Origin of the sequence: Streptococcus oralis, from assembly GCF_026782285.1 — a bacterium.
GTDB classification, from domain to species: Bacteria; Bacillota; Bacilli; order Lactobacillales; family Streptococcaceae; genus Streptococcus; species Streptococcus oralis_CG.
Genome location: NZ_JAKUWG010000010.1, coordinates 75736 through 87313 on the forward strand (window position 1 = coordinate 75736; position 11578 = coordinate 87313).

Annotated in this window: 13 protein-coding genes and 1 other RNA gene; 1 reads left to right on the forward strand and 13 read right to left on the reverse strand. The window is 42.4% G+C overall.

From position 1 onward, the window contains the following. From plsX to MK403_RS08870, 3 genes are read right to left on the reverse strand one after another with little or no spacing between them, the layout of a single operon-like run. Positions 1-993, reverse strand: a complete 993-nt coding sequence (plsX, locus tag MK403_RS08860; RefSeq protein WP_038806550.1) for a phosphate acyltransferase PlsX — start codon at positions 991-993, stop codon at positions 1-3. Beyond that, positions 990-1760 carry a DNA repair protein RecO gene (recO, locus tag MK403_RS08865; RefSeq protein WP_038806551.1) on the reverse strand — a complete coding sequence of 257 codons (771 nt, stop codon included), beginning with the start codon at positions 1758-1760 and terminating at the stop codon, positions 990-992. The genes plsX and recO overlap by 4 nt, the downstream gene beginning before the upstream one ends. Continuing rightward, positions 1757-2926, reverse strand: a complete 1170-nt coding sequence (locus tag MK403_RS08870; RefSeq protein WP_038806552.1) for a pyridoxal phosphate-dependent aminotransferase — start codon at positions 2924-2926, stop codon at positions 1757-1759. The genes recO and MK403_RS08870 overlap by 4 nt, the downstream gene beginning before the upstream one ends. A gap of 151 nt (positions 2927-3077) precedes the next feature. Between MK403_RS08870 and MK403_RS08875 the strand changes: the two genes are divergently transcribed. Then, entirely contained in the window at positions 3078-4088 is a 1011-nt protein-coding gene (locus MK403_RS08875) for a YeiH family protein (RefSeq protein WP_038806553.1), read from the forward strand. Positions 4089-4114: 26 nt separating this feature from the next. Here the strand turns inward: MK403_RS08875 and MK403_RS08880 are convergent, their stop codons facing one another. The 10 genes from MK403_RS08880 to comW all read right to left on the reverse strand — a co-directional run bounded on the left by MK403_RS08880 (position 4115) and on the right by comW (position 11376). Next, positions 4115-4552 (reverse strand): CoA-binding protein, encoded by a 438-nt coding sequence (locus MK403_RS08880; RefSeq protein WP_000076478.1) that lies wholly within the window; start codon positions 4550-4552, stop codon positions 4115-4117. Positions 4553-4671: 119 nt separating this feature from the next. Continuing rightward, positions 4672-5640, reverse strand: coding sequence for a ribose-phosphate diphosphokinase (locus MK403_RS08885; protein WP_000010178.1), 969 nt, complete (start codon positions 5638-5640; stop codon positions 4672-4674). A 214-nt stretch (positions 5641-5854) separates the two neighbouring features. Beyond that, the gene (locus MK403_RS08890) at positions 5855-6349 is read right to left on the reverse strand and encodes a beta-class carbonic anhydrase (RefSeq protein WP_268709628.1); all 495 of its coding nucleotides are present in this window, start codon (positions 6347-6349) and stop codon (positions 5855-5857) included. A gap of 72 nt (positions 6350-6421) precedes the next feature. Beyond that, complete coding sequence (gene radA / locus MK403_RS08895; RefSeq protein ID WP_268709629.1) at positions 6422-7783, reverse strand: DNA repair protein RadA; 1362 nt, start codon at positions 7781-7783, stop codon at positions 6422-6424. A gap of 13 nt (positions 7784-7796) precedes the next feature. Beyond that, positions 7797-8354 (reverse strand): histidine phosphatase family protein, encoded by a 558-nt coding sequence (locus MK403_RS08900; protein WP_225742435.1) that lies wholly within the window; start codon positions 8352-8354, stop codon positions 7797-7799. Next, positions 8314-8757, reverse strand: a complete 444-nt coding sequence (locus MK403_RS08905) for a dUTP diphosphatase (RefSeq protein WP_000701980.1) — start codon at positions 8755-8757, stop codon at positions 8314-8316. Before MK403_RS08905 ends, MK403_RS08900 begins: the two co-directional genes overlap by 41 nt. Before the next feature lie 57 nt (positions 8758-8814). Further along, an RNA gene (ffs, locus tag MK403_RS08910) (signal recognition particle sRNA small type) lies at positions 8815-8911 on the reverse strand. 32 nt (positions 8912-8943) lie between these two features. Beyond that, positions 8944-9411 carry a tRNA adenosine(34) deaminase TadA gene (gene tadA / locus MK403_RS08915; RefSeq protein ID WP_268709624.1) on the reverse strand — a complete coding sequence of 156 codons (468 nt, stop codon included), beginning with the start codon at positions 9409-9411 and terminating at the stop codon, positions 8944-8946. A gap of 199 nt (positions 9412-9610) precedes the next feature. After that, positions 9611-10897 carry an adenylosuccinate synthase gene (locus tag MK403_RS08920; RefSeq protein ID WP_268709630.1) on the reverse strand — a complete coding sequence of 429 codons (1287 nt, stop codon included), beginning with the start codon at positions 10895-10897 and terminating at the stop codon, positions 9611-9613. 245 nt (positions 10898-11142) lie between these two features. Beyond that, positions 11143-11376 carry a sigma(X)-activator ComW gene (gene comW / locus MK403_RS08925; protein ID WP_268709625.1) on the reverse strand — a complete coding sequence of 78 codons (234 nt, stop codon included), beginning with the start codon at positions 11374-11376 and terminating at the stop codon, positions 11143-11145. Between the last annotated feature and the right edge of the window lie 202 nt (positions 11377-11578).

Genomic DNA, 11578 nt, shown 5'->3' on the forward strand with positions numbered 1-11578 from the left:
TTATTCTCCTGAAAATTCACGCGCAGTCTGAGCAACTACGTCTGTTTCGAGCATGGTACGAATCTGGCGAATCGTACTATACACAGCCTTGGCATCACTTGAGCCATGAGTCTTGACAACCGGTGCCTTAACACCAAACAAGACCGCTCCACCAACATCTGAATAGTTGAGTTGCTTTTTCAAACCTCTAAGGCTATCCTTGAGAAGAAGAGCACCTAGTTTCGCTTGAAGGCCACCACCTGTAATAGCATTTTTAAGCAAACCCATGATTCCCATAGCTGTACCTTCAATAGATTTGAGTACAGCGTTTCCCGTGAAACCATCTGTTACGACAACATCCACAACGCCATTCATCAGATCACGTGCTTCCACGTTTCCGATAAAGTTCAAACTTTCATCAGCCGCTAGTAAGTCATAAGTTTCCTTACGAAGCGGGTCTCCCTTGCTGCTTTCTGTTCCGTTGTTGAGCAAACCAATACGTGGTTGAGCAATCCCACGAACATTCTTGGCATAAAAGGAACCTAAGACAGCATATTGATGGAGGTGCTGGGCTGTATTTTCTGCATTGGCTCCAAGGTCTAGCATATCAAAACCCTTCCCATCTACAGTCGGCAAGGTCGACATAAGCCCAGGACGATCGATATTCTTGATACGACCTACAATGAAGAATCCTGCAGCCAACAAGGCACCTGTATTACCAGCCGAGAGGACAGCGTCTGCCTCTCCTTCTTTGACTGCCTTAGCCGCTAATACCATACTGGCATTTTTCTTCTTACGAATAGCTTTTGTAGGCTCATCATCAAAATCAATCTTCTCATCCGTATGGATAATGCTGACGCGTTCTGTCGCTGTTAGATATTGCTTGATTTTGCTTTCGTCTCCATAAAGTTGAATCTCAATATCTGAAAAGTCAGCAAGGGCTTGATTGACACCCTCAACGATGGCTTGAGGTGCGTAATCGCCCCCCATAGCATCTACTGCGATTTTTTTCATTTGTCTTCCTCTTTTAGTAATTGTCCCCAGTCTGCTAGGGAATCAATAAATTTCTTTGATTTTAGGTGAATTCCAACGTACTCTTCGTAGAGTTGATCCATAAACTTGCGCAAGTCTTGCTTGATTTCGGTCTTGAGCGAAATGGTCTCCAAGGTTTCAAAATCAATGGCTTGAAATTGATTGAGCAGATAAGGGATATTGGGATTTAGATGACAACGTCTCTCATCCTCATGATAATGCTCTGGGCAGAGGCAGGCTCCATATTTAAAAGAAAAGTCAAAGGCCTGACCCACCCGATGGCAAAAGACACACTCATTAAAATTAAGGCTGATTCCAAATCGAGTCAAGATTTGAATTTCAAAAATATTGGTCAAAACCTGATAATCTATGCCTGCTTCCATCAACTCCAGAGTCTTCCTCAAGAAAGCAAACAAGGGAGCATCCTGCTGATTATCCTGCAAACTAGCATCTGCAAGAGCAGCCACATAGGTTGCATAGGCCATGACAAAGAGATCACTATTAATCTTGGGAAAGGTCATCACCTCATGGTAGTCCTCGATGTAGCTAAGCCCGTCATCATTGATTCGCAAGAGAAATCGTGCCAACACCAAGGGCTGAATAACCGGAGCTAGTTTGGACTGGCCAGCGTGTTTGACGAAAAACATGCGCTTGCCCGCCTGATCGGTAAAAATTTTGACTAGCTTGTCATCCTCACGAAAGTTACGATTGTAGAGTACGAGACCTTGACTCGTGATAGACTGAATCATGCTTCTCTCATGTACTCCTCAAGTCGTTTCATGGCCTCTTTGATAGTCTCCATGCTAGCTGCATAAGATAGGCGAACATAGCCTTCTCCGTAACGTCCAAAGGCTGCACCAGGGATAAAGGCAACAGCCTTCTTATAGGCAAAATCCTTCAGAAAAGCAAAGGAGTCTTGATTGTAGCCCGCTGGAATCTTAGCAAAGATGTAGAAGGCCCCATCTGGTTTGATAATCTCAAAACCAAGAGCAGTCATCTTTTCGATGATATAATCTCGACGCTGGATGTATTCCTTTTTCATAGGCTCTGCGTCGTTTTTACCAGCGGTCAAAGCCTCCACCGCAGCATGCTGAGCCATCGTATTTGCAGCAGTAACCAAATATTGGTGACTCTTGATTAACTGAGCTGTGAAAGCCGCAGGAGCAAAGATAAAGCCTAAACGCCAACCAGTCATAGCATGCGATTTAGACAAGCCATTGATAATAATAGCCTGGTCTCTCAGCATAGTTCCCAGAGACACATGAGCTTCCCCTGTATAGGTTAATTCTGAGTAGACCTCATCACAGATCACAAAAATCTCATACTTGCGTAAAACGTCTGCCAAGGCTTCCAACTGCTCCCGACTATAGGTAATTCCTGTCGGATTGGCTGGATAGTTGAGAATAACTGCTTTGAGCTTGTCCCCTTGCTCCAAAATGGCCTTTTCCAACATCTCAGGAGTCAAGACAAAACCATTTTCAGTTGTATCAATCTCAACAATCTCTGCCCCAACTAGATTGACAATCGGCTCATATCCTGGATAGGCAGGAGCTGGTAAGAGAACCTTGTCTCCCTCTTCCAAAATAGCTGTCAAAGTAGCAGATAAAGCCTCTGTCGCCCCAATTGTAACCAAAATTTCATTTTCAGGATTATAATCTAGCTGGTACTTTTCTTTTACAAAGTCGCTAGCAGCCTGGCGCAAGGTCAGTAAACCACTCATCCCTGTGTAGTAGGATTGGTTCTGGTCAATCGCTCGCTTGGCTGCTTCCTTGACATGATCTGGCGTTGTAAAATCAGGTTCCCCCAAGGTCAAACGCAAGACCCCAGGAATCTCCGAAATAGCCTGGTCAAACTGGCGAATCAACGAAACTTGAATCTTGTCTAACTGTTTATTAAAGCGCTTGGTTAAGTCCATAGATATCCCCCTTGCTTACAGAACATAGTACTATTATACTACAAAAGCTCCCTGACCGCAAAATCCATCTGAAACCCTCATTTTTCACTTTCTGTTTTACTTTTCTTCTCGACAGGACTATAATAATAAGTGCTTATTTTCGGAGGTTCATATGTCATTTTTATCAAAAAATGGGGCAGGAATCTTGGCCTGCCTTCTCATTTCTATCATTTCTTGGTTTCTAGGAGGATTTTTCCCCGTCGTGGGCGCACCTGTCTTTGCAATTTTTGCTGGAATGCTCCTCCACCCCTGGCTCTCACCCTACAAACAACTAGATGCAGGTTTGACCTTTAGTTCCAAAAAATTGCTCCAGTATGCTGTTATCTTGCTTGGTTTTGGTCTCAATATCTCGCAAGTCTTCGCAGTTGGACAAACTTCACTCCCTGTCATTCTTTCCACCATTTCGATTTCCTTAATCGTTGCCTACCTCTTCCAGCGTTTCTTTGCGCTAGACACAAAACTAGCTACCTTGATTGGAGTGGGTTCTTCTATCTGCGGTGGTTCTGCCATTGCTGCGACAGCGCCCGTTATCCATGCCAAGGAAAAAGAAGTTGCCCAAGCCATTTCCGTCATCTTTTTCTTCAATGTCTTGGCTGCGCTCATCTTTCCAACCCTAGGAACCTGGCTTCACCTATCCAATGACGGCTTTGCCCTCTTTGCAGGAACTGCGGTCAATGATACTTCTTCTGTAACGGCCACAGCTAGTGCCTGGGACAGTCTTTACCATACCAATACCCTTGAGTCTGCAACCATTGTGAAACTCACGCGCACCCTAGCTATCATTCCCATTACGCTCTTTCTCTCCTACTGGCAAAATCGCCAACAAAAAAACAGCCAAGATTTCCAACTGAAAAAAGTCTTCCCACTTTTTATCCTTTACTTCATCCTAGCCTCTCTCTTAACGACCCTTCTTACCTCTCTTGGTGTGTCTAGTAGCTTCTTTACCCCTCTCAAACAACTCTCTAAATTCTTTATCATCATGGCCATGAGTGCTATCGGTCTCAAAACAAATCTAGTAGCCATGATCAAATCCAGCGGAAAATCCATTGTACTCGGAGCCCTTTGCTGGATTGCCATCATTCTTACCAGTCTTGGCATGCAGGCATTGATTGGTATTTTCTAACACAAAAGGTAGCCCATGGCTACCTTTTATTGTTCAAGAATTAAGCGTGTATGTTCTCTCTTGATACAGCGATTCATCACGATGTCATCGCATCCTCCGGCACGCAAGATTTCTTCCGCTTCTAGGCTTTCAAGTCCTAATTGCGCCCAAAAAATCTTGGCATCAGCCTTGAGAAAATCACGCGCCACATCTGGCAAAAACTCACTACGACGGTAAACATTGACAATATCTACAGGAAAAGGAATCTCAGCTAGACTCGCATAAGCCTTTTCTCCCAAGATTTCCCCACCTGCAGCCTTGGGATTAACTGGAATAATTTTATAGCCTCGAGCCTGCATTTCCTTGGTCACTCGATTGCTAGTTGTTTCCTCACGGTCAGACAAACCCACTACCGCTAATGTTTTACTGGTCGCCAGATACTGACGAATCACACCATCACTTGGATTGATAAATTCTTGACTCATAGAAATCCTCCTTTTTCATCAGTATAGCATATTTTGAAAAGGCTTGCAGATTTTGACTATAAAAATCTCCTAGCAAGAAAAGAAACCTGCTAGGAGAACTATCTATTTCAAGTGAAAGATTAAATCTTTTTCTCAATGCTAAACAAAGGAGAAAGAGGGCGTTTTTCATGGATACGCACGATGGCATCTCCTAGAAGGTGGGCGATAGAGATTTGTTCAATCTTATCAATCAAACGCTCTTCTGGTAGGTAGATAGTATCCAAAACAACTAATTTCTTAATAGCTGATTTTTGGATATTGTCCATAGCGGGCCCTGAAAGAACTGGGTGCGTACAGCTTGCGTAAACTTCAACCGCACCTGCTTCAGCAAGAGCATCCGCTGCATGACAGATGGTTCCAGCTGTATCGATCATGTCGTCAATCAAGATACAAGTCTTACCTTCGACCTTACCGATAATGTTCATCACTTCGCTGGTATTCATCTTGTCTACACTGCGGCGTTTGTCAATAATCGCAATCGGAGTTTTCAAAAACTCTGCCAATTTACGAGCACGAGTCACCCCACCATGGTCTGGACTGACAACCACGTAGTCAGAGCCAACCATGCCACGACGTTCAAAGTAGTCCGCAATCAATGGAGCACCCATCAAGTGATCCACAGGAATATCAAAGAATCCCTGAATCTGTGCAGCGTGCAAATCAATCGTCAACAAACGATCCACTCCAGCCACTTCTAGCATATTTGCCACAAGTTTTGCAGTGATTGGCTCACGTGCTCGTGCTTTTCTATCCTGACGTGCGTAACCATAGTAAGGCATAACAACGTTGACAGATTCTGCACTAGCCCGCTTCAAGGCATCTACCATGATCAAAATTTCGAGCAGATTGTCATTTACAGGTGAGCTCGTTGATTGTAGGATAAAGACGTGTTTTCCACGGATAGACTCTTCGATATTGACCTGAATCTCCCCATCTGAAAATTGGCGAACAGTCGATTTCCCCAACTCTATCCCAATCTCTTGCGCCACACGCTCTGCCAATTCTCTATTTGAAGAAAGGGCAAACAGCTTTAAATCAGAAAAAGACATGATTTCCTCCGGTATTTATGTATCACTTGTTTTTTACACAACATTTTCCATCTACCATTGTAGCGCTTTTTCCTTTATTTTTCAATCAAAAATAAAACAAGAGCAAACATTTATACCCTTGTTTTATACTATTTTATATTAGCTATATTAAAACTAAAAATCCTACATTTTAACAATCGATTTTATGCTAGAATTAGAATTCTGCGAGATGAAGTTAGTATACTTCTCTCATACTCCCTGTATCCACATCGTAAACCGCACCTGAAATAACCACATCATCAGGAATCAGTGGAGATTCTCGAAGCAACTGCATATCCTCTCTCACACTCTCTTCAACATCCTGGAATGGTAAAAAATCTTGACCAGACACATCAACTCCGAGCTCGTGTTTCAAATGTTCATGAAAACTTTCATTTTGAAAAGTTTGAGCTCCACAGTCTGTATGGTGAAGCACCACAATTTCTCTAGTTCCCATTTGTTGCTGGGAAATCACCAGTGAACGAATCATGTCCTCTGTTACTCGACCACCCGCATTCCGCAAGATATGGGCATCTCCAAGTGCCAGACCCAGAGCTTGCGCGACGTGTAGCCGTGAGTCCATACAGGTCACAATTGCTACTCTTGTTTTCGGCTTAAGTGGCAGATTTAATTTCCCATGAAGGGCAACATAAGCCTGATTGGCTTGCATAAACTGTTCAAAATACGACACGATTTCCCCCTTGAAAATTTGATCATCAAACATTTCTCCTATCTTATCATTTTTAAGAGGATTTGTCACGGATTATGCAAAGACCTTTTTCAAAACTTCCTGAATCGTTGTCACACCAATGACCTCAATTTCTTTGGGTGGAGTGATTCCTGTCAAGGAATTCTTGGGTACATAGATTTTTGTAAATCCAAGCTTAGCCGCTTCATTGATGCGTTGCTCGATACGATTCACGCGTCGGATCTCTCCGGTCAAGCCCAGTTCACCCACAAAACATTCCTGAGGATTGGTAGGCTTGTCTTTGTAGCTCGAAGCAATGGCAACCGCAACAGCCAAGTCAATCGCAGGTTCATCCAATTTGACGCCACCAGCAGATTTGAGATAGGCATCCTGATTTTGCAAGAGAAGCCCTGCTCGTTTTTCCAAAACAGCCATAATCAGACTTGCACGATTGAAATCAAGTCCTGTCGTCGTACGCTTGGCATTTCCAAACATGGTTGGTGTTACCAAAGCCTGAACCTCCGCCAAAATCGGACGGGTACCTTCCATAGTTACCACGATTGATGAACCAGTGGCCCCATCCAAACGCTCTTCTATGAAAACTTGACTCGGATTGAGCACCTCAACCAATCCACCCGACTGCATCTCAAAGATGCCAATCTCATTAGTGGAACCAAAACGGTTTTTGACCGCTCTCAAAATACGAAAAGTATGGTGACGCTCTCCTTCAAAGTAAAGCACCGTATCCACCATATGCTCCAACATACGCGGACCAGCTAAAGTCCCTTCCTTGGTCACATGCCCTACGATAAAGATGGCAATGTTATTGGTCTTAGCCAACTGCATAAGCTCAGCGGTCACCTCACGCACCTGAGACACAGACCCCTGCACCCCTGAAATCTCAGGAGACATAATGGTCTGAATAGAGTCAATGATGAGAAAATCTGGTTGGATGCGCTCCACCTCAGATCGAACGCTCTGCATATTGGTCTCTGCATAGAGATAAAACTCACTATCAATATCTCCCAAGCGCTCTGCCCGTAACTTAATCTGCTGGGCAGACTCCTCCCCACTGACATAGAGAACCGTACCCACTTGAGACAGCTGGGTTGAAACTTGTAGGAGAAGGGTTGATTTCCCGATTCCTGGATCCCCACCGATAAGGACGAGACTCCCTGGTACCACTCCGCCTCCAAGTACACGGTTGAATTCCTCCATCTCTGTCTTGGTTCGATTAACGTTGATAGAAGTCACCTCAGCCAGTTTCATGGGTTTAGTTTTCTCACCTGTCAAGGACACACGCGCATTCTTGACCTCAGCAACCTCAACCTCTTCTACAAAGGAAGACCAAGACCCACAGTTAGGGCATCGTCCCAGATATTTAGGGGAATTATACCCACAATTTTGACATACAAATGTCGCTTTTTTCTTTGCGATGATAAACCTCTTTCTATATCTCTAACTCACACGCAATCACTTGGCAAAAATCAATCTTCTCATTTGGAACAAACTGGCGCATGAGCATATTGTGAGTTACCACTATCACGGTCTGGTAATCTCGATACTTAACCATGCATTCTAGAAAACGTGACTTCATCTCCGTAGCTGTCTCATATTGAATAGGACTATTAGGAAGTAACTCCCCCTTATTTTCTAGAAACATAGTACGAGCTTTTTCAAAATTATCTGTGCCACTTTTATAGACCTGCCATTCATGTAACAAAGGCTCCACTCTCAAAGGAAGACCCGTAGCACAAACCACATAAGAAGCCGTTTCTAAAGCTCTTGTGACTGCAGAAGATATGATTATTTCAGCTGAAGGGAGTAAAGGATTGGTGATCAGTTTCTGGGCTTGTTGCCGTCCCTTCTCAGACAAGGGTGCCAAATCTATCCCAAATCCCGTATAATAACGCTCCTCTAACTCACGGTAATCTGGCTCCCCATGACGTACAAAGATAATCTTCATCCTAGTGCCCTGTCGATCCAAATCCACCAGTTCGAACGCCATCAGCCGCATCTCCATCTGCAATTAAGAAAGGAGCAAAGACAGCCTGGACAACACGTTCTCCAACTTCAAGAACAACCTCTTGATCTGTTATATTCTTCATCTGAGCAAAAATATGTCCTTCATTTCCAGGATTTCCATAATAATCCCCATCAATGACACCAACCGAGTTAATCAAGACCAGACCCTTCTTACGAGGATTTGAAGAACGGTCATAGAGATAGAGCACTTCTGTCGGCTGCATGTAAGCCTTGACACCAGTCGGAACGAGAACAATCTCTCCTGGAGCAATCACAGTGCGTTCCGCAACCTTTAAATCATAACCAGCTGCATGAGCTGTCTCACGCTTCGGTAGCAAATTTTCATCTGTAAAACTCGAAACCAATTCAAAACCACGAATTTTCATATTTTTCTCTTTTCTATAATCATTTATTCTAGGCTATTTTATCTTATTTATTCGAAAAAAGCACGAAAAAAGAGCACACAATTCACACTCGCTTAGGGCTGCTGGATTCCTCCCCTGACCCGCTTCACGCAGAACTGTTGCTCCACTATCTATTATACCACATTCTCCTCTGTTTTTAAAGAGAAATTATTTTTTCCGTCGATTTCGGAAAAAGTCCTGCATAATCGCTGCACACTCACTCTCCAAAACTCCCGTTTCTACCTCTACACGATGATTGAGACGCTCATCTGTCAAAATATCGTACAAACTACCAGCAGCACCAAATTTCTGGTTTTTAGCCCCGTAAACTACATTTGGAATACGGGCAAGTCCAATCGCCCCACTACACATAACACAAGGCTCAATGGTCACAAACAACGTACAATCAAGCAGACGCCAACTCTCTTCACTTGCATTCGCATTTTCTATGGCCATGATTTCTGCATGCATAACCGCCCGTTGCAACTCCTCGCGCGCATTATGCCCCCGACCAATGATTTCTCCATTCTTGACAATGACACAACCAATTGGAATTTCATCGTGTTCCAGAGCAATTTCTGCCTCTCTCAAAGCCTCTCTCATAAAGGCTTCTTTTTCTTCAACTGTATAATTCATCGTTCTTCTCTTTTCCTACTTGTCGTTTTATTATTATATCATGATTCTCAACACAAAAAAAGCCACCCAATGGGGTGACTTAATAGGGAGATTATTATGAAAAAGAAAAGTTTAGGATATTTGTTACAACAAGTTAGGAGGTCTTCTTGTAACTGTCTATAGTATACCCAACCTGTCTTAAACTAATCTTAAAAATCTCCTATGACCAAACACTTTCTAAAATATTGGTTTGTTCACGACCAGGACCTACTGAGAATGTCGAGATGCGAACACCAACCAACTCGCTCACACGACGAACATAGTTACGTGCATTCTCAGGAAGATCTTCCAAATTACGAACTCCAGTAATGTCTTCTGACCAACCAGGCAATTCCTCGTAGATAGGTTTGCAACGTTTTAATTGCTCAAGACTAGCTGGGTAGTGGTCGATACGTTGACCATCGAGATCATAAGCCACACAAATTTTCACAGTATCCAAACCGCTCAAAACATCAATAGAATTCAATGAAAGATTGGTAATACCAGATACACGGCGACTATGGCGCATCACAACTGAGTCAAACCAACCCACACGACGTGGACGACCAGTTGTTGTACCATATTCATGACCTACTTCACGAATGCGATCTCCCACTTCATCAAACAATTCAGTTGGGAAAGGTCCATCACCTACACGACTTGTATAGGCTTTACACACACCTACAACCTTGTCAATCTTACTTGGACCAACACCAGACCCAATTGTCACACCACCAGCGACAGGGTTTGAAGAAGTAACAAATGGATAAGTACCTTGGTCAATGTCCAACATGACACCTTGTGCACCTTCAAAAAGCACACGTTTGCCGTTATCAAGCGCATCGTTCAAAATAACAGATGTATCTGTCACATACTGCTTGATTTGTTGGCCGTACTCATAGTACTCTTCAAAAATATTATCAATTGAAATAGGCGTGCTATCATATAATTTTTCAAACAGACGATTCTTTTCCGCAAGATTACGTTCCAAGCGTTCACGGAAAATCTCTTTGTCCAAAAGATCGGCAATACGAATCCCAACACGAGCAGCCTTATCCATATATGCTGGACCAATTCCTTTAATTGTAGTACCAATCTTATTATCACCCTTAGCTTCTTCTTGCAAGCGATCCAACTCAATATGGTAAGGCAAAATAACATGCGCACGATCAGAAATACGCAAGTTATCAGTTGTCACACCTTCCTCATGAAGATAGCTCAACTCTTTCACAAGAGATTTCGGGTTCACAACCATCCCATTCCCAATAACAGAAATTTTTTCAGGGAAGAAAATTCCAGATGGAATCAAGTGCAACTTAAATTTCTTACCATCAATCACAATCGTGTGACCAGCATTATCACCACCTTGGTAACGAGCAATCACCTCTGCATTAGCTGAAAGAAAATCTGTAATTTTCCCTTTACCTTCATCGCCCCATTGGGTACCTACAACAACAACTGAAGTCATAATAAAATTCGTCTGAGCTACTAGGAGCTCGTCCTTTCTCATATACATGGCAGGAATTTCACCCGCAATCATATCTTACAATTTATTATAAGAAAAAAACACTTTTTTATCAAGAAGAAACAGTAGAAAAGATTTGGAATTTCTGTAAATAACAAAATTCAAAACCTTAAAAATTAAACAAAATCCTACAAAATATAAAATCAATACAGATTATTGTTCGTGATAAATGATATATATGAACGTCACTAGTTTAGAGTAGTACCTCCTAGCAAGAATTTATCTAGATACAAGCGATAGGCCGTCTGAAAATGATATAAACAAAACTCTTTATCGCTTTTAATTCTAAATCTTATCAAGTAATAAAGTAAAAAACGAAGATGAAGTGATTCCCACTCAGCAGAACTCTGGCATAAAGAAGCATATTCTTGTTCAACTAGTTTCAAAAAGACAAATGCTCGTTCATAAAATTTTTGAAGCATATAAAAAATCCCTTTCTTATTATTAACACTAGTCTAACAGAAAAACGAACTAAAAAAGCTTCAAATCCTATAAGAGTAGAATTTAAAGCTAAATGAACTAAAAATAAAATATAAAGGTAATTATAGATGCCAAAATTAAGTTTTGAATTTTGAGAAGTTTACTTCATTTATAAAATCATAACCACCTGTCTAACGGGTGGTT

Excerpts from the sequence above, each read along its gene's own strand:
- plsX (WP_038806550.1), bottom strand. The coding sequence starts at position 993 with ATGAAAAAAATCGCAGTAGATGCTATGGGGGGCGATTACGCACCTCAA.
- recO (WP_038806551.1), bottom strand. The coding sequence starts at position 1,760 with ATGATTCAGTCTATCACGAGTCAAGGTCTCGTACTCTACAATCGTAAC.
- MK403_RS08870 (WP_038806552.1), bottom strand. The coding sequence starts at position 2,926 with ATGGACTTAACCAAGCGCTTTAATAAACAGTTAGACAAGATTCAAGTT.
- MK403_RS08875 (WP_038806553.1), top strand. The coding sequence starts at position 3,078 with ATGTCATTTTTATCAAAAAATGGGGCAGGAATCTTGGCCTGCCTTCTC.
- MK403_RS08880 (WP_000076478.1), bottom strand. The coding sequence starts at position 4,552 with ATGAGTCAAGAATTTATCAATCCAAGTGATGGTGTGATTCGTCAGTAT.
- MK403_RS08885 (WP_000010178.1), bottom strand. The coding sequence starts at position 5,640 with ATGTCTTTTTCTGATTTAAAGCTGTTTGCCCTTTCTTCAAATAGAGAA.
- MK403_RS08900 (WP_225742435.1), bottom strand. The coding sequence starts at position 8,354 with ATGGCGTTCGAACTGGTGGATTTGGATCGACAGGGCACTAGGATGAAG.
- MK403_RS08905 (WP_000701980.1), bottom strand. The coding sequence starts at position 8,757 with ATGAAAATTCGTGGTTTTGAATTGGTTTCGAGTTTTACAGATGAAAAT.
- tadA (WP_268709624.1), bottom strand. The coding sequence starts at position 9,411 with ATGAATTATACAGTTGAAGAAAAAGAAGCCTTTATGAGAGAGGCTTTG.
- MK403_RS08920 (WP_268709630.1), bottom strand. The coding sequence starts at position 10,897 with ATGACTTCAGTTGTTGTTGTAGGTACCCAATGGGGCGATGAAGGTAAA.
- comW (WP_268709625.1), bottom strand. The coding sequence starts at position 11,376 with ATGCTTCAAAAATTTTATGAACGAGCATTTGTCTTTTTGAAACTAGTT.